This is a genomic window from Pseudomonas sp. NPDC089996, from assembly GCF_044748405.1.
GTDB lineage: Bacteria > Pseudomonadota > Gammaproteobacteria > Pseudomonadales > Pseudomonadaceae > Aquipseudomonas.
This window is the reverse complement of record NZ_JBIVGA010000003.1, coordinates 123242-145011: the sequence shown is the minus strand read 5'-3', so window position 1 is coordinate 145011 and position 21770 is coordinate 123242. Positions and strand designations below refer to the sequence as shown.

The window sequence follows — 21770 nt, the reverse complement described above, 5'->3', positions numbered from 1 at the left end:
CCAGCCGCCGGTAGCGCGTGCCCTGCCCGCCAAGGGCAACGAATACCTGATGGAAAGAATGACGACATGAGCGACCTCAAGACCGAATCGCAAGACCTGCAACAGGAAGAAAACGCCCTGATCGCCCTGCGCAAGGAAAAACTTGCCGCCGAGCGTGCCAAGGGCAATGCCTTCCCCAACGACTTCCGTCGCGACAGCTACTGCAACGACCTGCAGAAACAGTACGCGGACAAGACCAAGGAAGAGCTGGAAGCAGCCGCGATCCCGGTCAAGGTTGCCGGCCGCATCATGCTCAACCGTGGCTCGTTCATGGTCATCCAGGACATGACCGGCCGCATCCAGGTCTACGTCAACCGCAAGACGCTGCCGGAAGAAACCCTGGCCGCGGTCAAGACCTGGGACCTGGGCGACATCATCAGCGCCGAAGGCACCCTGGCCCGTTCCGGCAAGGGCGACCTGTACGTCGAAATGACCAACGTGCGCCTGCTGACCAAGTCGCTGCGCCCCCTGCCGGACAAGCACCACGGCCTGACCGACACCGAGCAGCGCTACCGCCAGCGCTACGTCGACCTGATGGTCAACGAAGAAACCCGCCACACCTTCCGTGTGCGTTCGCAGGTGATCTCGCACATTCGCAAGTTCCTCATCGAGCGCGACTTCCTCGAAGTCGAGACGCCGATGCTGCAGACCATCCCGGGCGGCGCCGCAGCCAAGCCGTTCGAAACCCACCACAACGCCCTGGACATGGCCATGTTCCTGCGCATCGCGCCGGAGCTGTACCTCAAGCGCCTGGTGGTCGGTGGCTTCGAGAAAGTGTTCGAGATCAACCGCAACTTCCGTAACGAAGGCGTTTCGACTCGTCACAACCCAGAATTCACTATGCTCGAGTTCTACCAGGCTTACGCCGACTATCGCGACAACATGGACCTCACCGAGGAACTGTTCCGCGAGCTGGCGCAGCTGGTGCTGGGTACCACCGACGTGCCGTACGGCGACAAGGTGTTCCACTTCGGCGAGCCGTTCGTGCGCCTGTCGGTGTTCGATTCGATCCTCAAGTACAACCCGGAGCTCACTGCTGGCGACCTGCAGGACGTCGACCGCGCCCGCGCCATCGCCAAGAAGGCCGGCGCCAAGGTGCTCGGCCACGAAGGCCTGGGCAAGCTGCAGGTGATGATTTTCGAAGAGCTGGTCGAGCACAAGCTGGAGCAGCCGCACTTCATCACCGAGTACCCGTTCGAAGTCTCGCCGCTGGCCCGTCGCAACGACGACAACCCGGCCGTGACCGACCGCTTCGAGCTGTTCATCGGTGGCCGCGAGATCGCCAACGCCTACTCCGAGCTCAACGATGCCGAAGACCAGGCAGAGCGCTTCCTGGCTCAGGTGGCCGAGAAGGACGCCGGTGACGACGAAGCCATGCACTACGACGCCGACTTCGTTCGCGCCCTGGAGTACGGCATGCCGCCGACCGCCGGTGAAGGTATCGGCATCGACCGCCTGGTGATGCTGCTGACCAACTCGCCGTCGATTCGCGACGTGATCCTGTTCCCGCACATGCGCCCGCAGGCCTGAGTGATATGAACAAGCCGCCTTTCGGGGCGGCTTTTTCTTGCCTGAAGCTTTATGTTGTCTGTGCCGGCCTCTTCGCGGCTAAAGCCGCTCCCACAGAAACCGCACAAGACCTGAAGGCCGTGAAATCCCTGTGGGAGCGGCTTTAGCCGCGAAGAGGCCGGCACAGGTAAACCACTGTCCATGAGGTAATCAGAGTGACCCCCGCAATGGCCCAACAAGGCGCCGCCGGCATCGCCACCGCCGTCGCTGAAAGCGTGCAATACCAAGGCCGCAAGACCGCCCGTCAAGGCAGCGAACAACGCCGCCAGCTGATCCTCGACGCTGCCATGCGCATCGTCGTGCGCGATGGCGTGCGTGGCGTGCGCCACCGCGCCGTGGCTGCCGAGGCGGGGGTGCCGCTGTCGGCCACCACCTACTATTTCAAGGACATTGAAGACCTGCTCACCGATACCTTCGCCCAGTACGTCGAGCGTAGCGCCGACTACATGGCCAAGCTCTGGGCCAACACCGAGGTGGTCCTGCGCCAGCTGCTGGCCCAGGGCGATGGCAGCGTGCAGTCGCGGGCACGGCTGGCTGACGAAATCGCCCGCATGACCGCCGACTATGTGCAGCGCCAGTTGCTCAACCGCCGCGATTTCATGATGGCCGAGCAGGCCTTCCGCCAAGAGGCGCTGCTTTGCCCGCGTCTGGCCGAACTGGTGCGCGCGCATGAACAGATACTGCTGCATGGCGCACGCCAGCTGCTGCAGGTGGTCGGCTCGCAGCAACCGGAACAGGACGCCCAAATGTTGACGGCGATTATCGAGCAGATGGAATATCAGGGCCTGCTCAAGGATGCCGATGCGCAAGCCGATGGGCAGATGCTCGCTATGCTTAGCCGTTACCTGCATCTGGTGTTGGCATCGGCCTGAGCTGAAACCGAACTTTCAAGGAGAACCTGATGAAAGCCTGGCGTGTGGTGTTGTTGACGTTGTCATTCCTGCTGTTGGGCGGTTGTCTGGTGACCTTTCATGAGCCGCTGCCGAGCAACCAGTCGGCGCCCAAGGCCCTGCTTGGCAAGTGGAGCAGCAAGGACGCCTGGGGCGAACCGCTGAAGCTGACCATCAGCCGCAGCGGTGGCGATGCCTACAAGGCGGTGGCCACGGCCAAGGGCAAGGCGCCCGAGGAGTACACCTTTACCGTCTCGCGGCATGGCAACCGCTGGTACCTGTCGGCTGGCGTGCCCAGGCGCCTGGGCGGCAACTTCCTGATCGGTGGCTTCGACATCGTCGATGGCAAGGAACTGGTGGTCTACAACCTTGATGTCGAGCAGGTGCAACAGGCAGTCGAGAAGAAGGAGCTGAGCGGGCACAGCACCGAGGTGCCGGAGGAAAACGGCGAGGGTGTGCTGATCGACAGCCCGTCGGCGCGGGTGTTGGCCTACCTGGATGACCCGGCCAACTCCGACCTGTTCGTCGAAGTGGCGCGCTTCCAGCGCTCCGGCAAGTAGTCACCTGTGCCCCGCGAAGAGGCCGGTACAGGTATCTTGTTCTAGAAAGGAGTCCTCCGTGGACGAGTACCAGCAAACCATCCGCGTCCTGTCCGACCGCATCGTCGCGGCGCAGACCCCGATCCGGGTCCTGGACGCAGTGAAATGGGACGACAACATCCGCCAGGGCTTCCTCAAGGCCAAGGGCAAGGAGCCGCCTGCGGTTGACCGCAATTACTACCTGGGCCGCCCGCTGTCGTTCGATTCCAGCGCAGTGAAGGCCGAGTTCCAGGCCATCGAGCGGGACATCATTCGCCAGCTCGGCCAGTTCAACCCGGTCGGGCAGATCATGAAGCGCATGTGCCGCGAGTACCGCATGGTCGTGCGCATGCTCGAAGCCCGCGGTACCGAAGACTTCGGGCTGATCTCCCAGGAACTGTACGGCGCTGCCTCCGACGCCTTCCACGCCGGTGACCCGACCCTGGCCGACCTGGGGCTGATGCTCTCGGACTACCTGAACAACATCGACGGGCGCGGCGACCTCAAGGACGAGCCGAAGAACCTGACGGCCAAAGAGGCCGTGGACATTCTCCAGCGCCGCCTGAACAAGGTGTTCGGCGAGGCCGAGGAAACCATCCGCGTGTTCGAGTCCGACGGTATCGTTGCCGATGCCGCAGCCGGTGCCGACTACATCAAGGTGCGCGCCGATGCCATGTTCAACAACCGCGACGTACGCGCCCTGGAGGTGCATGAAGGGCTGGTGCACGTGGGCACCACGCTCAACGGCCTGAACCAGCCGATCTGCACCTTCCTGGCCAAGGGCCCGCCCTCGTCGACAGTGACCCAGGAAGGCCTGGCGATCCTCATGGAAGTGATCGCCTTCGCCTCCTACCCCAGCCGCCTGCGCAAGCTGACCAACCGCACCCGCGCCATCCACATGGTCGAGGAGGGCGCCGATTTCCTGCAAGTATTCGACTTCTTCCGCGAGCAGGGCTTCGAGATGGCGCAGAGCTACAGCAATGCCAGCCGGGTCTTTCGCGGCTCGGTGCCCAATGGCCTGCCATTCACCAAGGACTTGTCCTACCTCAAGGGCTTCATCATGGTTTACAACTACATTCAGTTGGCCGTGAAGAAGGGCAAGCTCGAGCAGATTCCACTGCTGTTCTGCGGCAAGACCACCCTGGAAGACATGCGCACCCTGCGCCAACTGGTCGAGGAGGGGCTGGTGGAGCCACCCAAGTACCTGCCGGAGCAGTTCCGCGACCTCAACGCGCTGTCGGCCTGGATGTGCTTCTCCAACTTCCTCAACCACCTGAGCCTGGATCGCATTGAAGCCGACTACGCGAACATTCTCTGAACACGGCCGCCGGCTGCTCCTGGGCCTGCTGTTGCTGGGGCTGGGCGGTTGCAGCAGCCTGTTGTTCTACCCGGAGCCCGGCCAGCCGTTCACGCCGCAGCGGGCCAAGCTGGAATACCGCGATATCACCCTCACCACGGCCGATGGCCTGCGCCTGAACGGTTGGTGGCTGCCGGCCAAGGCCGGGGTGGAGGTCAAAGGGACGGTGCTGCACCTGCACGGCAATGGCGGTAACCTGCCGGGCCACCTGGGCGCCAGCTATTGGCTGCCGGAGCAGGGCTACCAGGTGCTGATGATCGATTACCGTGGCTATGGCCTGTCCGAAGGCGCGCCGAGCTTGCCCGAGATCTATCAGGACATCGACGCGGCCATGGCATGGCTGGACAATGCCCCCGAGGTCAAGGGCAAGCCTCTGGTGCTGCTCGGCCAGAGCCTCGGTGGGGCGATGGCGATCCATTATCTGGCGCAGCACCCTGACCAGCGCCAGCGCTTCAGTGCCCTGGTGTTCGACGGCGTGCCGGCCAGTTACCGTGCAGTGGGCCGTTATGCCCTGAGCACCTCGTGGCTGACCTGGCCGCTGCAGGTGCCGTTGTCCTGGCTGGTGCCGGACGGCGACAGTGCGATCCGTTCGGTCGAGCAGCTGAGCAGCCCGCCGAAGCTGTTCTTCCACAGCATCGACGACAACCTGGTGCCAATGGACAACGGCATCCGCCTGTACCAGCACGCACCGCCCCCGCGGGTGCTGCAACTGACCCGAGGTGGCCATGTGCAGACCTTTGCCGACCCGCTGTGGCGCCAGGTGATGCTGCGCTTCCTCGATGACCCCAGCCATTTCAACGGCCTGCGGCGGCTTGCCGAAGTGCCCAACTATCCTGACGAGAAGAACAAGCAATGAGTGAAGAACGCAACGCCATCCCGCTGATCCTGACCGGTGTCGGCAGCATCATCGTGACGGTGGGAGCCCTCTGGTACTACGGCTACCTGCATTTCGCCAAGCCTGAGGATGCGCTGCTGCTGCAGGACTTCACCATGCTCAAGACCATTCCCGGCGAAGACTACAAGGTCTCCCTGGACCCGGCGCCGCAGGTGGCTCAGTGCGTGGATGGCGTGCTGGTATTGTTCGATACCGCGCAGAAAGGCCTGACCGGTGTGCTGGTGGACAGCCGCAAGCGTGCGGTGCGCTGCATGGGCGCAGAGACGCCGCAGCAGGTGCAGTGATCCAGGATTTCTAGCGGCTGTTCCGGCCCTTTCGCGGCTAAAGCCGCTCCCACTGGTAATGCACAACCCTCAAGGGAAGTCGTATCTCTGTGGGAGCGGCTTTCCCGCGAAAGGGCCGGAACAGGCAAAGAAAAGCCCCGCATTGATCGCGGGGCTTTGTCATTTCAGCTCACCAGCGTTACCGCTGAATCTGGCTAACTGCACGAGGCGCCACCGGCTGGTTGTCGTTGGAGATGGTTACCTCCACCCGACGGTTCTGCGCACGGCCCGAGTTGCTGCCGTTGTCCGCCACCGGATACTCCTTGCCGTAGCCTTGGGAAACGATACGGGCCGGGTCGACCCCTGCGCGCACCAGCGCCATGCGCACGCTGTTGGCGCGGCGCTCGGACAGGGACTGGTTGTAGTTGGCGGAGCCAACGGCGTCGGTGTAACCCTCGACGATCACCTTGCGCTCCGGGTTCTCCTGGAGGAATTGCGCGAGCTTGGTGATGTTCGGGTAGGCGTTGCTCTTGAGGTTGGCCTTGTTGAAGTCGAACAGCACATCACCGAAGGTCACCAGGGTACCGCGGTCGGTCTGCTTGGCGTTGAGGCTGTCCTGCAGCTTGGCGATCTGCGCGTCGCGGGCATCGAGCTTGGCCTGGGCACGTTGGGCCGAGGCGTTTTTCAGTTCGTTCTCGGCGGTGCGCAGGGCGATGGTTTCCTTGGCCACCTCGATGCGCTGGTTGGTCAGGTAGGCGAGCTGGTCGACCTTCTTGCTGTCCTCACGCTCCATGAAGGCCTTGTCGGACTTGTTCAGCCAGTCCTGGGCGTCCTTGGTCTCGAGTGCGGCGACCTTGCTCGACTGCGGATCGCTCTGCAGTGCCGAGAAGTTGGTACGGGCCGACTCCAGATTGGGGTTCGGGTCGTGGGAGCAGGCAGCGAGGCCGACGCTCAGGGCCAGCAGGGCGGGAATCATGACGTAGTTGCGCATAGTGTTCATCCTTTGATCGGTTGCGAAGGCTCGAGGGGGCTTGGCGGCGCTCATTGAGCGCTGCGCATGCCTTCCTGACGGACGTCCTGAGCGCCCTCACGGGCCTCCTGCACAGCCTTCTGGGCCTTGGCTGCCTGGGCTTTGCGTTCAGCGACGCGCGCGTCCCACTCGGCCTGTTCGGCCAGCATCCTGGCTTGGTCGTACTGTTTGTCGTGCATGGCGATCTCTGCCTGCTTGAACTTGTCCTGAGCGGCTTTCATCTCCACGGCAGCGAACTCGGTGCCACCAGCGCTGACCGCGGAATTCACCGCGGACTGGGTCACGGCATACTGCTCGGTAGGCGGGTTGCCTGCACAGCCGGCCAGGACCAAGCTGCTGCCCAGGGCCAGCGCCGCCAGCTTGAACCCGCGCAGGTGAGTGGATGGGGTCTTCGGGGTCTTGATGGTGGTCAGTTCCATTGGATCACTCCTGATAACGACGATATCCGTAGCAGTCCATCGCTAAAGCCCTGACATTGGCTGCGCTAGCGCGTCAACGGTGCACCATGGCGGTGTGCAGGGTTTTAGCGTGATGGCTATTGGCTGGGACTTGACCGTTTTTTGAATGGTTCAGAAAAAGTTGCTTGGGCTACCTATTTATTTCTGACTAGTCGGTCAGCCGGATTGACCAGGAACTTTCACACTTCGCAGAGGTTTCCGGGCCCGTTGCAGGCCCGGACGATGAGGGGTAACAGATCAGCTGCCGCTGCTGTCGTCGGTGTTGCTCAGGTCGTGCAGGTGCCGCCGCGATAAGGCCAGAAAGCGCGGGGTAGGGCCGATGTCTTCAAACAACGGGTCACCTTCCTCGTCGGTGGCGATGACCTTGCGGCCCTGGACATACGGAAAGCTGGCTTCCAACTCCTCCAGTGCGGCGGCGACCAGTTCGCCGAGCAGTTCTTCGGCCGTGCGCTTGGGGTACATGTCGATCAGGGCCGCCAGGCGAGCCTCGGACTCCAGGTCCAGGTGCAAGGCGTGGCCGGTAGGGCTCAGGGTGCCGGCGGCATTCTGTTCCCAGTGCTGGGCGAGTTCGCGAATTTTCATGATGACCTCTGTGAACGCCAGAAAAGGCTGCATCGCATCGGACTGCTGTGCCTTGATTTTAGTTTGCTTTGCACGATCGCGGCTTGCCATTGCGCCCCGGCAGTGGGCACTCTTGGGCCAGTGCTGTTTCCTGAGCAGAGTGCGGCGAGCCGCGCCGAAGAGAGGGCCAATGACTGATATCGATGTGCGCCTGCGTGAAGATGTCCATGTGTTGGGGGAGTTGCTCGGCGAGACCATTCGCCAGCAGCACGGTGACGCGTTCCTGCAGAAGATCGAGGACATCCGCCACAGCGCCAAGGCCGACCGCCGCAGTGCTGGCGAGCAGTTGAGCTCGACCCTGGCCGACCTTGCCGAAGAAGACCTGCTGCCGGTGGCACGCGCCTTCAACCAGTTCCTCAACCTGGCCAACATGGCCGAGCAGTATCAGCTGATCCGCCGGCGCGATGCCGGCCAGCCAGAACCGTTCGAAGCGCGGGTACTGCCCGAACTGCTGGCGCGGCTGAAGCAGGCCGGGCACAAGGATGACGCCCTGGCCCGGCAGTTGGCCAAGCTCGATATTCAGCTGGTGCTCACTGCGCACCCCACCGAAGTGGCGCGGCGCACGTTGATCCAGAAGTACGATGCCATTGCCGGCCAGCTGGCCGTACAGGATCATCGCGACCTGACCCCCGCCGAGCGCCAGCAGGTGCGCGAACGCCTGCGTCGGCTGATTGCCGAGGCCTGGCACACCGAAGAAATCCGCCGCACCCGGCCAACCCCGGTGGACGAAGCCAAATGGGGCTTTGCGGTGATCGAACACTCACTGTGGCATGCGATTCCCAACCACTTGCGCAAGGTCGACAAGGCACTGTTCGACGCCACCGGCCTGCGCTTGCCGCTGGAAGCCGCGCCCATTCGCTTCGCCTCGTGGATGGGCGGTGACCGTGACGGCAACCCCAATGTCACGGCTGCAGTTACCCGCGAGGTGCTGCTGCTGGCCCGCTGGATGGCGGCCGACCTGTTCCTGCGTGATGTCGACGCGTTGGCGGCCGAGCTGTCCATGCAGCAGGCCAGCCACGCGCTGTGTGAGCGTGTGGGCGAGAGCGCCGAGCCATACCGGGCCGTGCTCAAGCAATTGCGTGACCGCCTGCGGGCCACCCGCGCCTGGGCCCATGCCGCGTTGACCGGCAACCTGCCGCCCAGCGCCGAGGTGCTGGTGGACAACCGCGACCTGGTCGCCCCGCTGGAGCTGTGCTATCAGTCGCTGCATGAATGCGGCATGGGCGTGATCGCTGATGGCCCGCTGCTCGACAGCCTGCGCCGGGCGGTGACCTTTGGCCTGTTCCTGGGCCGCCTGGATGTGCGCCAGGACGCTGCCCGGCACCGTGATGCACTGGCCGAAATCACCGATTACCTGGGCCTGGGCAGTTATGCAGACTGGGATGAAGAACAACGTATCGCATTCCTCCAGGCCGAACTGAAGAACCGCCGGCCCTTGCTGCCGGCGCACTTCAGGCCGCAGGCAGACACCGCAGAAGTGCTGGCCACCTGCCGCGAGATCGCTGCGGCGCCGGGCGCGTCGCTGGGCTCGTACGTGATCTCGATGGCGGGCGCGGCCTCCGATGTACTGGCCGTGCAACTGCTGCTCAAGGAAGCCGGCCTGACCCGGCCGATGCGCGTGGTGCCACTGTTCGAAACCCTGGCCGACCTGGACAACGCCGGGCCGGTGATGCAGCGCCTGTTGGGCTTGCCGGGCTACCGCGCCAGCTTGCGCGGGCCGCAGGAGGTGATGATCGGTTACTCCGACTCGGCCAAGGACGCTGGCACTACAGCGGCCGCCTGGGCCCAGTACCGCGCTCAGGAAAACCTGGTGCGCATCTGCCGCGAGCATCAGGTCGAACTGCTGCTGTTCCATGGCCGCGGGGGTACCGTCGGCCGTGGCGGTGGCCCTGCGCATGCGGCGATCCTGTCGCAACCACCCGGCTCGGTAGCAGGGCGGTTCCGCACCACTGAGCAGGGCGAGATGATCCGCTTCAAGTTCGGCCTGCCGGGTATTGCCGAGCAGAACCTCAACCTCTACCTGGCCGCCGTGCTGGAAGCCACCTTGCTGCCGCCGCCTCCACCAGAACCTGCCTGGCGCGTACTGATGGACCAACTGGCGGCGGACGGCGTGAAAGCGTACCGCGGCGTGGTTCGGGAAAACCCTGACTTCGTCGAGTATTTCCGCCAGTCCACCCCCGAACAGGAACTGGGCCGCCTGCCGTTGGGCAGCCGCCCGGCCAAGCGCCGTGCTGGAGGCATCGAAAGCCTGCGGGCGATCCCGTGGATCTTCGGCTGGACCCAGACGCGCCTGATGCTGCCGGCCTGGCTGGGTTGGGAAACTGCGCTGAGCAATGCCCTGGCGCGTGGTCAGGGCGAGCTGCTGGGCCAGATGCGTGAGCAGTGGCCATTCTTCCGCACCCGTATCGACATGCTGGAAATGGTCCTGGCCAAGGCCGATGCGGAAATTGCCAAGGCCTACGACGAACGTCTGGTGCAACCGGAGTTGCTTCCTTTCGGTGCGCATCTGCGCGACCTATTGTCGCAGTCATGCCAGGTGGTGTTGGGCCTGACCGGGCAGCCGGTGCTACTGGCGCACAGCCCCGAGACCCTGGAATTCATCAGCCTGCGCAATACCTACCTGGACCCGCTGCATCGCCTGCAGGCCGAGTTGCTGGCCCGTTCGCGCAGCCGCGAAGCCGCTCTGGACAGCCCGTTGGAGCAGGCCTTGCTGGTGACTGTGGCAGGCATTGCTGCGGGCCTTCGCAACACTGGTTGAGGCCAGCTGTGGCGGCGCCTTCCCGCAGGCAGGGCATGGGCCGGGACGGGGCGGGGAGGGTGGTTGCGCCAGGCGCAACCATCTTCGCTTCTGCCGGGAAATGACGCGATGCCGCCACTTTGGGACGCTTGTCTGGCTGCCGGGTGCTGTGTATCTTGAGCAGCCTTTTGACCGATTTATGGTCATACCCGATTTTCCGGACTTGGCCTCGATTGCCGAATCCATTGAATTTCATAAAAAAATTTGAGGAGCACGAGATGCGCGTAATTCTGCTGGGAGCTCCCGGGGCCGGTAAAGGTACTCAGGCAAAGTTCATCACCGAGAAGTTCGGTATTCCACAGATCTCCACCGGTGACATGCTGCGTGCCGCCGTCAAGGCCGGTACCCCACTGGGCCTGGAACTGAAGAAAGTCATGGATGCCGGCCAGCTGGTGTCCGACGAGCTGATCATCAGCCTGGTCAAGGAGCGCATCGCCCAGCCGGATTGCGCCAATGGCTGCCTGTTCGACGGCTTCCCGCGTACCATTCCGCAAGCTGAAGCCATGGTTGCTGCCGGTGTCGACATCGACGCCGTGGTCGAAATCGCCGTCGACGACGAAGAAATCGTCGGCCGCATGGCTGGCCGCCGTGTGCACCTGGCCTCGGGCCGCACCTACCACATTCAGTACAACCCACCGAAAGTGGAAGGCAAGGACGACGTCACCGGCGAAGACCTGATCCAGCGCGACGACGACAAGGAAGAAACCGTGCGTCACCGCCTGTCGGTCTACCACAGCCAGACCAAGCCGCTGGTGGACTTCTACCAGAAGCTGTCGGCCGCCAACGCCGGCAAGCCGAAGTACAGCCATATCGAAGGCGTCGGCTCGGTCGAGTCGATCACCGCCAAGGTGCTGGCAGCCCTGAGCTGATCCACCCTCTGACGCAGCGTCCGCTTTTTTGTGGGAGCGGCCTTGCGTCGCGATTGGGCTGCGAAGCAGCCCCCTCGATTTATGCCGTGTCGCTGACATCCTGAGGCCGCTCCGCGGCCTTTTCGCGACGCAAGGCCGCTCCCACAGGGACCGTAGCTGCTCTATACTGCCGCTCTTTTTCCCCGCACCTGGATACCCGTTCGATGACCACCCTGCTGGCCCTGGATACCGCCACCGAAGCCTGTTCCGTTGCGCTGCTGCATGACGGCAAGGTAACCAGCCATTACGAGGTGATCCCGCGCATGCATGCGCAGAAGTTGCTGCCGATGATCAAGCAGCTGCTGGCGGACTCCGGCGTGGCGCTCAATGCGCTGGATGCCATCGCCTTCGGTCGTGGCCCGGGCGCGTTCACCGGTGTGCGCATCGCCATCGGTGTGGTACAGGGCCTGGCGTTTGCGCTGGAGCGCCCGGTGCTGCCGGTGTCCAACCTGGCCGCGCTGGCCCAGGGCGCGCTGCGTGAGCACGGGGTGCAGCAGGTGGCGGCCGCCATCGATGCGCGCATGGATGAAGTGTACTGGGGCTGCTACAAGGCTGAAACCGGCGAAATGCGCCTGCAGGGTCTGGAGGCGGTGCTGCCGCCTGAGCGCGTGACCCTGCCTGATGGCAGCAGTGGCGACTGGTTCGGTGCCGGTACCGGCTGGGGCTATGCCGAGCGCATGGCAGTGCAGGCCAGCGCCAGCGACCCGGCCGCTTTGCCCAATGCGCAGGACATCCTCAGCCTGGCCAGTTTCGCCTGGGCCCGTGGCGAGGCAATCGTCGCCGAACAGGCGCAACCGGTTTACTTGCGCGATAATGTAGCCACACCCAAGGCGCGTTGAGTGCAGTTCGTCGGTTATCGCGGTTGACGATAAAACCTTCGGCGCAAACTGTGGTCCAGTTATCACTCAAGCATTAGCGACGGAACTCTGATGCTGCTAAATTGCCATCATTGGTCCTGAGTGCTCATGCCATGCGTATCGACGGTTTCTCATCGCAGTCCTACCCGGTCAAGCGCACGCCGCGCAAGGCAGCGGTGCGTGACGATAGCGTCGACGATGCCGAGCTGATCGAGGAAAGCGAAGTCACCCCAGAGGCTGCAGCTCGTCGTACGGCAGGCCTGCCAGCACGGCAGCAGGACATGGTCTTCCCCCGCGCCCGTGACCGGCGCACCGCCACGGCGCTGGCCAGCTACCTGAGCACAGCCGGTTTCAACGACTGGGACATGGAAGTACTGGGGCTCGACCTGTACATTTGATGGATGAATTCGTCACCCCTGCCTTATTTCGTAGGTTGCCCGTCCTGGAGTGAGAACGCCTGGCGCGAGTACCTGTATCCCGCCGACGCCAGCACCAGTGAAATGCTTGGCTACTATAGCCAGGTGTTCAACGCGGTCGAGGGCAACACCACGTTCTACGCCCGCCCCGCCCCCGGCACCATCGCCCGCTGGGCGCAGGTCATGCCTGAGCACTTCCGTTTTACCGCCAAGTTTCCCAGGGACATCACCCACGAAGGTGATCTGCGTGATCAGCTGGAAACTGCCTTCGACTTCACCCGTCTGATGGCCCCCCTTGGCCAGCGCGTATCGCCTTACTGGTTGCAATTGTCCGCCCAGTTCAGCCCTGCACGGTTGGGCGAGCTGTGCCGCTTCCTCGACGAAATCGGCGTGCCGGTGGCCGTGGAGGTGCGCAACCCGGCGTTCTTTGCCAAGGGCGAGGAGGAGCGGCTGCTCAACCGCCTGCTGCTCGAGCGCGGCGTGGAACGTATCTGCCTCGACCCGCGTGCGCTGTTCAGTTGCACCTCACGCGACCCTGCGGTGCTGCATGCGCAGTCGAAAAAGCCCAAGGTGCCACCGCGCCCCGCTGCCTTCAGTCAACATCCGCAGGTGCGTTTCATCGGCCACCCGGAGCTTGCCGCCAACGAAACCTTCCTCACCCCCTGGGTCGACAAGGTCGCCGCCTGGGTCGAGGAAGGGCGCAGCCCTTATGTGTTTCTGCACACTTCCGACAACCGTCTCGCCGCCGCGCTGGCTCGGCGCTTCCACCAACGGCTGATGGCCCGCCTGCCTGGCTTGGCACCTTTGCCTGAATTGCCGCGCGCTCCCGAGGTCGAACAACTGGGGCTACTCTGACCCTTCCCTGCCCCGGAGGTTGTGACCATGGATGTACAGACCCTGCGAGCCGAAGCCTTCAAGGCGCTGCATGAGCGTGATGGCGCTTTCGTCATCCCTAACCCCTGGGATGCCGGCTCCGCCAGGATGCTGGCCAGTCTCGGCTTCGAAGCGTTGGCCACTACCAGTGCCGGCCTGGCCTTCAGCCTTGGTCGACCGGATGCCGAAGGTGCCCTGAGCCTGGATGAGACGCTGGACAATGCCAGAGTGATCGTCGATGCCACACCATTGCCGGTAGCCGCCGACCTGGAAAACGGCTTTGGCGACCTGCCGGAGGACAGCGCGCAAACCATCCTGCGTGGCGCTGAAGCGGGGCTGGTCGGCGGGTCGATCGAAGATGCCAGTGGCCGCGCCGAGGCGCCGATCTACGACTTCGAACTGGCCGTGGCGCGGGTGCGGACCGCGGTGCAGGCGGCCCGCAGCCTGCCATTCCCCTTCACCTTGTGTGCCCGTGCGGAAAACCTGCTGCACGGGCGCATGGACCTGGACGATACCATCCTGCGCCTGCAGGCCTTCGCCGAGGCCGGGGCCGACGTGCTCTATGCACCGGGGCTGCGCAGTGTCGATGAGGTGCGCGCCGTGGTGCAGGCGGTGGCGCCCAAGCCGGTCAATGTGCTGATGGGGCTGGCCGGTGTGCCGCTGAGCGTCAACCAATTGCAGGACCTGGGCGTTCGTCGCATCAGTGTCGGCTCTTCGCTGGCCCGGGCAGCGCTGGGCGCATTTCAGCGGGCGGCACTGGAGATTCGTGACCAGGGCACTTTCAGCTACGCCGAGCAGGCCTTGCCGTTCGCCCAGCTCAACGACCTGTTCCGCCGCTAGGCCGTCATGCGCGCACTTATGCTGCTGTGCGGCCTGCTGTTGCTGATGGTGGGCGTTGCGTGGCAGCTTGGCTGGCGCCTGCCGCACGCCTGGAACCCTTGGGCGCCGCTGGATGTGCGCCAGTCGCCAAACTGGCTGACAAGCTACAAACTGTCGCGGCTGCGCAACGATCCAGGCCTGTGTCGCCAGACGCTGGAAACGTCCGGCCTGCGTTACCGGGCGCAAGCCGACAGCCCGGCGTCAGCGAAATGCCCCCTGCAAAACGTGTGGCGCATTGAGCAAGGGCAGGTACGTTTGAGCAGCAGCTTCCTCGCCAGTTGCCCGCTGGCGGTCGCCTATGCATTGTTCGAGGAGCATGGCTTGCAGCCAGCCGCGCAGCGGGTATTCGGCCAGCCTGTGGTGCAGGTGGATCATCTGGGCAGCTTTGCCTGCCGCAATGTCTATAACCGCAAGCAGGGGCGCCTTAGCCAGCACGCCTCGGCCAACGCGCTGGATATCAGCGGCTTTCGCTTGCAGGACGGTCAGCGCATCGTACTGGCGCGTGACTGGCAGTCGGGTGGACAGAAGGGCGAGTTTCTAAGGCAAGTACGGCAAGCGGCCTGCGACAGTTTCAGCACCGTGCTGGGGCCGGACTACAACGCTGCCCACCACAATCACTTTCATCTGGACATGGGGCGCTGGCAGGTCTGCCGTTGAGCTCAGGCGTGTACGCGAACGTTGTTCAGCACCACCGGGCGTGCCCAGTGCATGTCGAACTCAAGGTCGTTCTGCTGCTGGGCCATGGTCGCTTCGTCGTAGGGTTCAGGCGCGGGGTCGAGCAGGTTCATCTCGAATTCGGCGATCGGCAGGTGCAGCGGGCGCGGGGAGGGCGCCGGGCCCGGTTCGCCGAGCGGGTGGCCTTGGCTCATCACAACCGGGCGCAGCCAGTTGTTGCTGATGTCGAGCTGGCGTTGCTGCTGGATCATCTCGGCGACGCTGAACGGCTCTGGCGCCGGCTCCAGCAGGTTGGCCTCAAGTTCCGCCTTGGGCAGGAACAGGGGCTCGGGCGGCGCGACGAGGGTGTCATGCACCGGGCAGGCACGCTGGGTTTCGATCAATGCCAGGGCCTTGGCCCCGCCAATCGGTTCGCCGCTGGCCTGGTCGTACTGGACCATGGCCTGGCTGACACTGTCTGGCTCTTCGGCTTGCTGCTCGGCCATCGCGCGAGCAAAGAAATCCTGCCACAGGTGGCTGACGCCCCCGAGTGCCTGGGTATTCTGCCGACCGTAGTTGCCGACAGGCGACAAGTAGGTCAAACCGATGGGAAGAGTTTCTGACATGGCAGTCGCGCGCGTTGTGCTCTGGCAGAATAGCGGGATATTGCCTGTATCGGCCGTGGCGGCCGATACATTAATGGCTGGGTTCAATTTCTAGGTGTGAAAGATGGAAGAGCAGGGCACAGGTATCCGGGTCGAGGCGCTGTCGGCTGAATTCGAGGCGCAAGCCGCCGCATGGGCCGAGCGCCTGGCGCTGCCGCTGCAGGACGATGCTGCCGGGTTTGCCGTGCAGGTCGGCATCGATGGTCTGCAGATCCAGCAACTGGGCCCGCAGGCACCGGGGCCGGTGCGGGTGGACTTTGTCGAGGGCCAGGCTGCACACCGGCGCCAGTTTGGCGGCGGCAACGGGCAGATGATCGCCAAGGCGGTCGGTATCGCCCAAGGCGTGCGGCCGCAGGTGCTGGATGCCACGGCAGGCCTGGGCAAGGACGCGTTCGTGCTGGCCAGCCTGGGTTGCCAGATGACCTTGATCGAGCGCCAGCCGCTGATTGCTGCGCTGCTGGAGGATGGCCTGTCGCGGGCTCGCGCGGATGATGAGGTGGGGCCGATTGTAGGGCGCATGCGCCTGCTGACCGGCAACGCCATCGAGCGGATGCGCGCCTGGGAAGGCGAGGCGCCGCAGGTGATTTATCTCGACCCGATGTTCCCGCACCGCGACAAGAGTGCCTTGGTAAAGAAAGAAATGCGCGTGTTCCGGCCTTTGGTCGGTGATGATCTGGATGCCCCGGCGTTGCTCGAAGCTGCCTTGGCACTGGCCAGCCACCGAGTGGTGGTGAAGCGGCCGCGCAAGGCGCCGATCATCGATGGGCCAAAGCCGAGCCACAGCCTGGAAGGCAAGTCGAGCCGGTATGACATTTATCCGAAGAAAGCGCTGAAAGCCTGACCGCCTGCGCCGGCCTCTTCGCGGGCACGCCCGCTCCCACAGGGATATCAGAGGTTCTGAAAACTGTGCGGTACCTGTGGGAGCGGGCGTGCCCGAGAAGAGGCCGGTTAAGGTTGGCTCAGGCCTTGAAAGCCCGAATAAACAACTCCACCACCTCACGCACATGGGCCTCGGCCTTATCCCCTTCCAATGGCCCGGCACACCCCAGCAGTAACCGATAGTCAGGCGCACCCTTGACCAGGCAGAAGAAATGCTCCGCCGCCTGCAACGGATTGGCAATCCGCAACAGTCCGCGCGCGTCGATCCCGCGCAGTAGCGCCTCCATGCCCATCAGCACCCGCTTGGGCCCGGCTTCATAGAAATACTCGCCAAACCCCGGATCCTGGCTGCCTAGCGCCATGATCAGGCGGCTGAGCTTGACCGCCTCGTCACTGCTGATCAGCGCCTGGAAGCTGCGGCCGATATTCAGCAGCACCTCCTCGACCGGCGCACCCTCCGGGTACTCGAATATCATGTCGGGCAACTGGTTCTGACAAGTCGCCATGACCGCCGAACCAAACAGCGTCTGCTTGTCGGTGAAGTGGCTGTAGACCGTGAGCTTTGAAACACCTGCCGCCGCAGCGACCGCATCCATGCTGGTGTTGGCGTAGCCGAGGCTGAGGAACAGGGCCTTGGCGGCTTCGAGGATGGCCTCGCGCTTTGCCAGGTCCTTGGGCCGGCCTGGGCCGATGGGTGCGTCGTTGGACATTGGAATCCGCATCTGATTGAAGGGGCGCCCATCTTACCGGGTGGAACGGCATCCGGCTGCAGGTGACGACCGTCGTTAATGTCGATTTTCTTTCCGACGCCGGCTTCCCGGCCTCGGTTCCCTGACTTAATATACTCGCCAGTATAAATATTCGATGTGCTCTTCGCGAAAGGATTCATCATGTTGCGCCATGCCTTGTCCCTCGCTCTGCCTGCCGCTGCCGTGCTGTTGCTGGCAGCCTGCGGCCAGGAAACCGCTGCTCCTGCCGCGCCGCGCCCGGCCTTGGTGGTTCAGCCGCAACCGGCCGAAGCCGCTGCCGACAGTTACCCCGGCGAAGTGCGCGCGCGCTTCGAGCCGGAGCTGGCCTTCCGCATCGGCGGCAAGGTCAGCAAGCGCCTGGTGGAGGAAGGGCAGCGGGTCAAGGCCGAGCAGCCGCTGGCCGAACTGGACCCGCAGGACGTACGGCTACAGCTGGAGGCCAACCGCGCCCAGCTGGCGGCTGCCGAGGCCAACCTGTCGCTGGTGCGCACCGAGCGTGATCGCTACCAGAAGCTGCTGGACCGGCAGATGGTCAGCCATTCCCAGTACGACAATGCCGAAAACCTCTACCGCGCCGGCCTGGCTCGCCTCAAGCAAGCCAAGGCCGAATTCGACGTGGCCGGCAACCAGGCCGAATACGCGGTGTTGCGCGCGCCACAGGCGGGCGTGATTGCCAAGCGCCAGGTCGAGGTCGGTCAGGTGGTTGCGGCGGGACAGACAGTGTTCACCCTGGCTGCCGACGGCGAGCGTGAGGTTGCCATTGGCCTGCCGGAACAACAGTTCGCTCGTTTTGCCGTGGGCCAGGCAGTCAGCGTCGAGCTGTGGTCGCACCCCAATCAGCGTTTCGAGGGGCGCATTCGTGAGCTGTCGCCGGCCGCCGACCCCCGTTCGCGCACCTTCGCTGCGCGTATCGCCTTCACCTCGTCCAAAGTCCCTGCCGAACTGGGCCAGAGCGCGCGGGTGTTCATCGCCCATGACGGGGTGATCCCCTTGGCCGTGCCGTTGTCGGCGGTGACCGCTGAAAATGGCCAGGCCTATGTCTGGCGGGTCAAGCCGGACGCTCACCTGGAGCGTGTGGTGGTGCGCCTGGGCCCTTATGGCAGTGAAACCGTACCGGTACTCGAAGGCCTGACGCCAGGCGACTGGGTGGTCGCTGCCGGCGGCCATGTGCTGCGCGAGGGGCAGGAGGTGCGGCCAGTGGACCGCACCAACCGCGTGGTGAACCTGACGGCCAAGGAGTAAGTCCCGATGGGTTTCAACCTTTCCGCCTGGGCGCTGCGCAACCGCCAGATCGTACTGTTCCTGATGATCCTGCTGGCGGCCATTGGCGCCATGTCGTACACCAAGCTGGGGCAGAGCGAGGATCCGCCGTTCACCTTCAAGGCCATGGTGATCCGTACCCTGTGGCCGGGCGCCACGGCCGAAGAAGTCTCACGCCAGGTCACCGAGCGCATCGAGAAGAAACTGATGGAGACCGGCGAGTACGAGAAGATCGTCTCGTTCTCGCGCCCGGGCGAGTCGCAGGTGACCTTCATGGCCCGCGACTCGCTGCATTCCAAGGACATCCCCGAATTGTGGTACCAGATCCGCAAGAAGGTCGCGGACATTCGCCATACCTTGCCGCCAGAAATCCAGGGGCCGTTCTTCAACGATGAGTTCGGCACCACGTTCGGCAATATCTACGCGTTGTCCGGCGCCGGCTTCGACTATGCGGTGCTCAAGGATTATGCCGATCGTATCCAGATCCAGCTGCAGCGGGTCAAGGATGTCGGCAAGGTCGAGCTGATCGGCTTGCAGGACGAGAAGATCTGGATCGAGCTGTCCAACCTCAAGCTGGCTACCCTCGGCGTACCGCTGGAGGCGGTGCAGCAGGCGCTGCGTGAGCAGAACGCGGTGAGCACGGCCGGCTTCTTCGAAACCCCCAGCGAGCGCCTGCAACTGCGGGTGAGCGGTCGCTTCGACAGCGTTGACGAGATCCGCCAGTTCCCCATCCGTGTGGGCGACCGCACCTTCCGCATCGGCGATGTGGCCGATGTGCACCGTGGCTTCAACGACCCGCCCGCGCCGCGCATGCGCTTCATGGGCGAGGACGCCATCGGCCTTGCGGTGTCGATGAAGGATGGCGGCGACATCCTGGTGCTGGGCAAGGCGCTGGAAGGCGAATTCGAGCGGCTGGCGCGCAACCTGCCGGCCGGTATGGAGTTGCGCAAGGTGTCGGACCAGCCGGCGGCGGTCAAGGCCGGCGTCGGCGAGTTCGTCCAGGTGCTGGTCGAGGCGCTGGCGATCGTGCTGCTGGTGAGCTTCTTCTCCCTGGGCCTGCGCACCGGCCTGGTGGTGGCTTTGGCGATCCCGTTGGTGCTGGCCATGACCTTCGCCGCCATGCACTACTTCGGCATCGGCCTGCACAAGATCTCGCTGGGTGCGCTGGTGCTGGCGCTGGGCCTGCTGGTGGACGATGCGATCATCGCCGTGGAGATGATGGCGATCAAGATGGAACAGGGCTTCGACCGCCTCAAGGCGGCCAGCTACGCCTGGACCAGCACGGCGTTCCCGATGCTCACCGGCACGCTGATCACGGCGGCAGGCTTCCTGCCGATTGCCACGGCGGCCTCCAGCACCGGCGAGTACACCCGCTCGATCTTCCAGGTGGTGACCATCGCATTGTTGACGTCGTGGATCGCGGCCGTGCTCTTCGTGCCTTACCTGGGCGAACGGCTGCTGCCGGACCTGGCAAAACTGCATGCTGCCCGCCATGGCAAGGACGGGCATGCCCCCGACCCCTATGGCACACCGTTCTACCACCGCGTGCGGCGTGTGGTGGAGTGGTGCGTGCGGCGGCGCAAGACGGTGATCCTGCTGACCATTGCCGCCTTTGTCGGCAGCATCCTGCTGTTCCGCTTCGTGCCCCAGCAGTTCTTCCCGGCCTCGGGGCGCCCGGAGCTGATGGTCGACCTGAAGCTCGCTGAAGGCGCCTCGCTGGCCAACACCGCCGAGCGGGTCAAGCAACTGGAAGCGCTGCTCAAGCAGCAGGACGGCATCGACAACTACGTCGCCTATGTAGGCACCGGTTCGCCACGCTTCTACCTGCCGCTGGACCAGCAACTGCCGGCCGCCAGCTTTGCCCAGTTCGTGGTGCTGGCCAAGTCGATGGAAGACCGTGAACGCCTGCGCAGTTGGCTGATCAATACCGTCGACCAGCAGTTCCCCGACCTGCGCGCCCGTGTCACCCGGCTGGAGAACGGTCCGCCCGTGGGATATCCGGTGCAGTTCCGCGTCACCGGCGAGCACATCGAGAAAGCCCGATCCCTGGCCCGCGAAGTGGCAGACAAGGTGCGTGAGAACCCGCATGTGGTCAATGTGCACCTGGACTGGGAAGAACCGAGCAAGGCGGTGTTCCTCGAGATCGATCAAGACCGCGCACGCGCTCTGGGCGTGAGCACCGCGCAGCTGTCGAGCTTCCTGCAGAGCTCGCTGACCGGCACCACGGTCAGCCAGTACCGCGAGGATAACGAACTGATCGAGATCCTCTTGCGTGGTACCGCGCAGGAGCGTGGCGAACTGGGCAACCTTGGCAGCCTGGCATTGCCGACCAACAACGGCCAGAGCGTGGCGCTGTCGCAGGTGGCTACCCTGGAATATGGTTTCGAGGAAGGCATCATCTGGCACCGTAACCGCCTGCCGACGGTGACCGCGCGTGCCGACATCTATGACAAGGAGCAGCCGGCGACGCTGGTGAAGCAGATCTTGCCGACGCTGCAGGAGATCAAGGCGAAGCTGCCAGATGGCTACCTGCTGGAAGTGGGCGGCACGGTGGAAGACTCGGAGCGCGGGCAGAAGTCGGTGAACGCCGGCATGCCGCTGTTCATCGTGGTGGTGCTGAGCCTGCTGATGATCCAGCTGCGCAGCTTCTCGCGCACGGTGATGGTGTTCCTGACTGCGCCGTTGGGGCTGATTGGCGTGACCCTGTTCCTGTTGGTGTTCCGCCAGCCGTTCGGCTTCGTCGCCATGCTCGGCACCATTGCCCTGGCAGGGATGATCATGCGCAACTCGGTGATCCTGGTGGACCAGATCGAGCAGGATATCGCTTCCGGGCTGGACCGCTGGCAGGCCATCATCGAGGCTACGGTGCGGCGCTTCCGGCCGATCGTGCTGACCGCGCTGGCGGCGGTGCTGGCGATGATCCCACTGTCACGCAGTGTGTTCTACGGGCCGATGGCGGTGGCGATCATGGGGGGGTTGATCGTGGCTACGGCGTTGACCTTGCTGTTCTTGCCGGCGCTGTATGCGGCTTGGTTCAGGGTGAAGAAAGGCTGAAGACTGCGGGGGAGGGCTTTGCCCTCCTTTCGCGACACAAGGCCGCTCCTACAGGGAAACGCGTTCGCGTGTAGGAGCG

At 64.1% G+C, this 21770-nt stretch carries 21 protein-coding genes; 16 read left to right on the top strand and 5 right to left on the bottom strand.

What is annotated here, in order from left to right; all coding sequences use genetic code 11:
* The first annotated feature begins 66 nt into the window (after positions 1 to 66).
* The 6 genes from lysS (at position 67) to ACIPW4_RS06155 (ending at position 5612) form a co-directional block, all read left to right on the top strand.
* Positions 67 to 1569, top strand: a complete 1503-nt coding sequence (lysS, locus tag ACIPW4_RS06180; RefSeq protein ID WP_400655795.1) for a lysine--tRNA ligase — start codon at positions 67 to 69, stop codon at positions 1567 to 1569.
* A 206-nt stretch (positions 1570 to 1775) separates the two neighbouring features.
* Complete coding sequence (locus ACIPW4_RS06175) at positions 1776 to 2480, top strand: TetR/AcrR family transcriptional regulator (RefSeq protein ID WP_400655793.1); 705 nt, start codon at positions 1776 to 1778, stop codon at positions 2478 to 2480.
* A gap of 29 nt (positions 2481 to 2509) precedes the next feature.
* Positions 2510 to 3058, top strand: a complete 549-nt coding sequence (locus ACIPW4_RS06170) for a hypothetical protein (RefSeq protein ID WP_400655790.1) — start codon at positions 2510 to 2512, stop codon at positions 3056 to 3058.
* Between the two features lie 58 nt (positions 3059 to 3116).
* On the top strand, positions 3117 to 4394 hold the full coding sequence (locus ACIPW4_RS06165) for a flavohemoglobin expression-modulating QEGLA motif protein (protein WP_400655789.1): 1278 nt from the start codon (positions 3117 to 3119) through the stop codon (positions 4392 to 4394).
* Positions 4366 to 5289 (top strand): alpha/beta hydrolase, encoded by a 924-nt coding sequence (locus tag ACIPW4_RS06160; protein ID WP_400655787.1) that lies wholly within the window; start codon positions 4366 to 4368, stop codon positions 5287 to 5289. The genes ACIPW4_RS06165 and ACIPW4_RS06160 overlap by 29 nt, the downstream gene beginning before the upstream one ends.
* Positions 5286 to 5612 carry a hypothetical protein gene (locus tag ACIPW4_RS06155; RefSeq protein ID WP_400655785.1) on the top strand — a complete coding sequence of 109 codons (327 nt, stop codon included), beginning with the start codon at positions 5286 to 5288 and terminating at the stop codon, positions 5610 to 5612. The genes ACIPW4_RS06160 and ACIPW4_RS06155 overlap by 4 nt, the downstream gene beginning before the upstream one ends.
* Positions 5613 to 5790: 178 nt before the next feature.
* Here ACIPW4_RS06155 and ACIPW4_RS06150 read toward each other — a convergent pair whose 3' ends face one another.
* From ACIPW4_RS06150 to ACIPW4_RS06140, 3 genes are all read right to left on the bottom strand, one after another.
* A complete protein-coding gene (locus tag ACIPW4_RS06150; protein ID WP_400655783.1) occupies positions 5791 to 6582 on the bottom strand; it encodes an OmpA family protein in 792 nt (263 codons plus the stop codon).
* Positions 6583 to 6632: 50 nt separating this feature from the next.
* A complete protein-coding gene (locus ACIPW4_RS06145; RefSeq protein WP_400655782.1) occupies positions 6633 to 7040 on the bottom strand; it encodes a DUF4398 domain-containing protein in 408 nt (135 codons plus the stop codon).
* Between the two features lie 276 nt (positions 7041 to 7316).
* Positions 7317 to 7661 (bottom strand): pilin assembly protein, encoded by a 345-nt coding sequence (locus ACIPW4_RS06140; protein ID WP_400655781.1) that lies wholly within the window; start codon positions 7659 to 7661, stop codon positions 7317 to 7319.
* Positions 7662 to 7830: 169 nt separating this feature from the next.
* Here ACIPW4_RS06140 and ppc point away from each other — a divergent pair, with 169 nt between their 5' ends.
* From ppc to ACIPW4_RS06105, 7 genes are all read left to right on the top strand, one after another.
* The gene (gene ppc, locus ACIPW4_RS06135; RefSeq protein WP_400655779.1) at positions 7831 to 10458 is read left to right on the top strand and encodes a phosphoenolpyruvate carboxylase; all 2628 of its coding nucleotides are present in this window, start codon (positions 7831 to 7833) and stop codon (positions 10456 to 10458) included.
* Between the two features lie 257 nt (positions 10459 to 10715).
* The gene (gene adk / locus ACIPW4_RS06130) at positions 10716 to 11366 is read left to right on the top strand and encodes an adenylate kinase (protein WP_028691565.1); all 651 of its coding nucleotides are present in this window, start codon (positions 10716 to 10718) and stop codon (positions 11364 to 11366) included.
* 203 nt (positions 11367 to 11569) lie between these two features.
* Positions 11570 to 12244, top strand: coding sequence for a tRNA (adenosine(37)-N6)-threonylcarbamoyltransferase complex dimerization subunit type 1 TsaB (gene tsaB / locus ACIPW4_RS06125; protein ID WP_400655777.1), 675 nt, complete (start codon positions 11570 to 11572; stop codon positions 12242 to 12244).
* A gap of 131 nt (positions 12245 to 12375) precedes the next feature.
* Positions 12376 to 12660, top strand: coding sequence for a hypothetical protein (locus ACIPW4_RS06120; RefSeq protein WP_400655775.1), 285 nt, complete (start codon positions 12376 to 12378; stop codon positions 12658 to 12660).
* A 3-nt stretch (positions 12661 to 12663) separates the two neighbouring features.
* On the top strand, positions 12664 to 13533 hold the full coding sequence (locus ACIPW4_RS06115; RefSeq protein WP_400655772.1) for a DUF72 domain-containing protein: 870 nt from the start codon (positions 12664 to 12666) through the stop codon (positions 13531 to 13533).
* A 27-nt stretch (positions 13534 to 13560) separates the two neighbouring features.
* A complete protein-coding gene (locus tag ACIPW4_RS06110; protein WP_400655770.1) occupies positions 13561 to 14391 on the top strand; it encodes an oxaloacetate decarboxylase in 831 nt (276 codons plus the stop codon).
* Positions 14392 to 14397: 6 nt separating this feature from the next.
* A complete protein-coding gene (locus tag ACIPW4_RS06105) occupies positions 14398 to 15087 on the top strand; it encodes an extensin family protein (RefSeq protein ID WP_400655768.1) in 690 nt (229 codons plus the stop codon).
* Between the two features lie 2 nt (positions 15088 to 15089).
* Here the strand turns inward: ACIPW4_RS06105 and ACIPW4_RS06100 are convergent, their stop codons facing one another.
* Positions 15090 to 15710, bottom strand: coding sequence for an energy transducer TonB (locus tag ACIPW4_RS06100; protein ID WP_400655766.1), 621 nt, complete (start codon positions 15708 to 15710; stop codon positions 15090 to 15092).
* A gap of 103 nt (positions 15711 to 15813) precedes the next feature.
* On the opposite strand from ACIPW4_RS06100, the gene ACIPW4_RS06095 reads away from it, so the two are divergent.
* Positions 15814 to 16590 carry a class I SAM-dependent methyltransferase gene (locus ACIPW4_RS06095; RefSeq protein WP_400655764.1) on the top strand — a complete coding sequence of 259 codons (777 nt, stop codon included), beginning with the start codon at positions 15814 to 15816 and terminating at the stop codon, positions 16588 to 16590.
* Between the two features lie 118 nt (positions 16591 to 16708).
* On the opposite strand, the gene ACIPW4_RS06090 is transcribed toward ACIPW4_RS06095, so the two are convergent.
* Complete coding sequence (locus ACIPW4_RS06090; protein ID WP_400655763.1) at positions 16709 to 17350, bottom strand: TetR/AcrR family transcriptional regulator; 642 nt, start codon at positions 17348 to 17350, stop codon at positions 16709 to 16711.
* A gap of 168 nt (positions 17351 to 17518) precedes the next feature.
* On the opposite strand from ACIPW4_RS06090, the gene ACIPW4_RS06085 reads away from it, so the two are divergent.
* Together ACIPW4_RS06085 and ACIPW4_RS06080 are read left to right on the top strand one after the other, a co-directional pair.
* Positions 17519 to 18619, top strand: a complete 1101-nt coding sequence (locus ACIPW4_RS06085) for an efflux RND transporter periplasmic adaptor subunit (protein WP_400655761.1) — start codon at positions 17519 to 17521, stop codon at positions 18617 to 18619.
* 6 nt (positions 18620 to 18625) lie between these two features.
* Entirely contained in the window at positions 18626 to 21691 is a 3066-nt protein-coding gene (locus ACIPW4_RS06080) for an efflux RND transporter permease subunit (RefSeq protein WP_400655759.1), read from the top strand.
* Positions 21692 to 21770: the final 79 nt, after the last annotated feature.

Bases quoted from the DNA above. Each gene is read 5' to 3' on its own strand.
- lysS (WP_400655795.1), top strand. From the start codon at position 67: ATGAGCGACCTCAAGACCGAATCGCAAGACCTGCAACAGGAAGAAAAC.
- ACIPW4_RS06175 (WP_400655793.1), top strand. From the start codon at position 1,776: ATGGCCCAACAAGGCGCCGCCGGCATCGCCACCGCCGTCGCTGAAAGC.
- ACIPW4_RS06170 (WP_400655790.1), top strand. From the start codon at position 2,510: ATGAAAGCCTGGCGTGTGGTGTTGTTGACGTTGTCATTCCTGCTGTTG.
- ACIPW4_RS06155 (WP_400655785.1), top strand. From the start codon at position 5,286: ATGAGTGAAGAACGCAACGCCATCCCGCTGATCCTGACCGGTGTCGGC.
- ACIPW4_RS06150 (WP_400655783.1), bottom strand. From the start codon at position 6,582: ATGCGCAACTACGTCATGATTCCCGCCCTGCTGGCCCTGAGCGTCGGC.
- ACIPW4_RS06145 (WP_400655782.1), bottom strand. From the start codon at position 7,040: ATGGAACTGACCACCATCAAGACCCCGAAGACCCCATCCACTCACCTG.
- ACIPW4_RS06140 (WP_400655781.1), bottom strand. From the start codon at position 7,661: ATGAAAATTCGCGAACTCGCCCAGCACTGGGAACAGAATGCCGCCGGC.
- ppc (WP_400655779.1), top strand. From the start codon at position 7,831: ATGACTGATATCGATGTGCGCCTGCGTGAAGATGTCCATGTGTTGGGG.
- adk (WP_028691565.1), top strand. From the start codon at position 10,716: ATGCGCGTAATTCTGCTGGGAGCTCCCGGGGCCGGTAAAGGTACTCAG.
- tsaB (WP_400655777.1), top strand. From the start codon at position 11,570: ATGACCACCCTGCTGGCCCTGGATACCGCCACCGAAGCCTGTTCCGTT.
- ACIPW4_RS06120 (WP_400655775.1), top strand. From the start codon at position 12,376: ATGCGTATCGACGGTTTCTCATCGCAGTCCTACCCGGTCAAGCGCACG.
- ACIPW4_RS06115 (WP_400655772.1), top strand. From the start codon at position 12,664: ATGAATTCGTCACCCCTGCCTTATTTCGTAGGTTGCCCGTCCTGGAGT.
- ACIPW4_RS06110 (WP_400655770.1), top strand. From the start codon at position 13,561: ATGGATGTACAGACCCTGCGAGCCGAAGCCTTCAAGGCGCTGCATGAG.
- ACIPW4_RS06105 (WP_400655768.1), top strand. From the start codon at position 14,398: ATGCGCGCACTTATGCTGCTGTGCGGCCTGCTGTTGCTGATGGTGGGC.
- ACIPW4_RS06100 (WP_400655766.1), bottom strand. From the start codon at position 15,710: ATGTCAGAAACTCTTCCCATCGGTTTGACCTACTTGTCGCCTGTCGGC.
- ACIPW4_RS06095 (WP_400655764.1), top strand. From the start codon at position 15,814: ATGGAAGAGCAGGGCACAGGTATCCGGGTCGAGGCGCTGTCGGCTGAA.
- ACIPW4_RS06090 (WP_400655763.1), bottom strand. From the start codon at position 17,350: ATGCGGATTCCAATGTCCAACGACGCACCCATCGGCCCAGGCCGGCCC.
- ACIPW4_RS06085 (WP_400655761.1), top strand. From the start codon at position 17,519: ATGTTGCGCCATGCCTTGTCCCTCGCTCTGCCTGCCGCTGCCGTGCTG.
- ACIPW4_RS06080 (WP_400655759.1), top strand. From the start codon at position 18,626: ATGGGTTTCAACCTTTCCGCCTGGGCGCTGCGCAACCGCCAGATCGTA.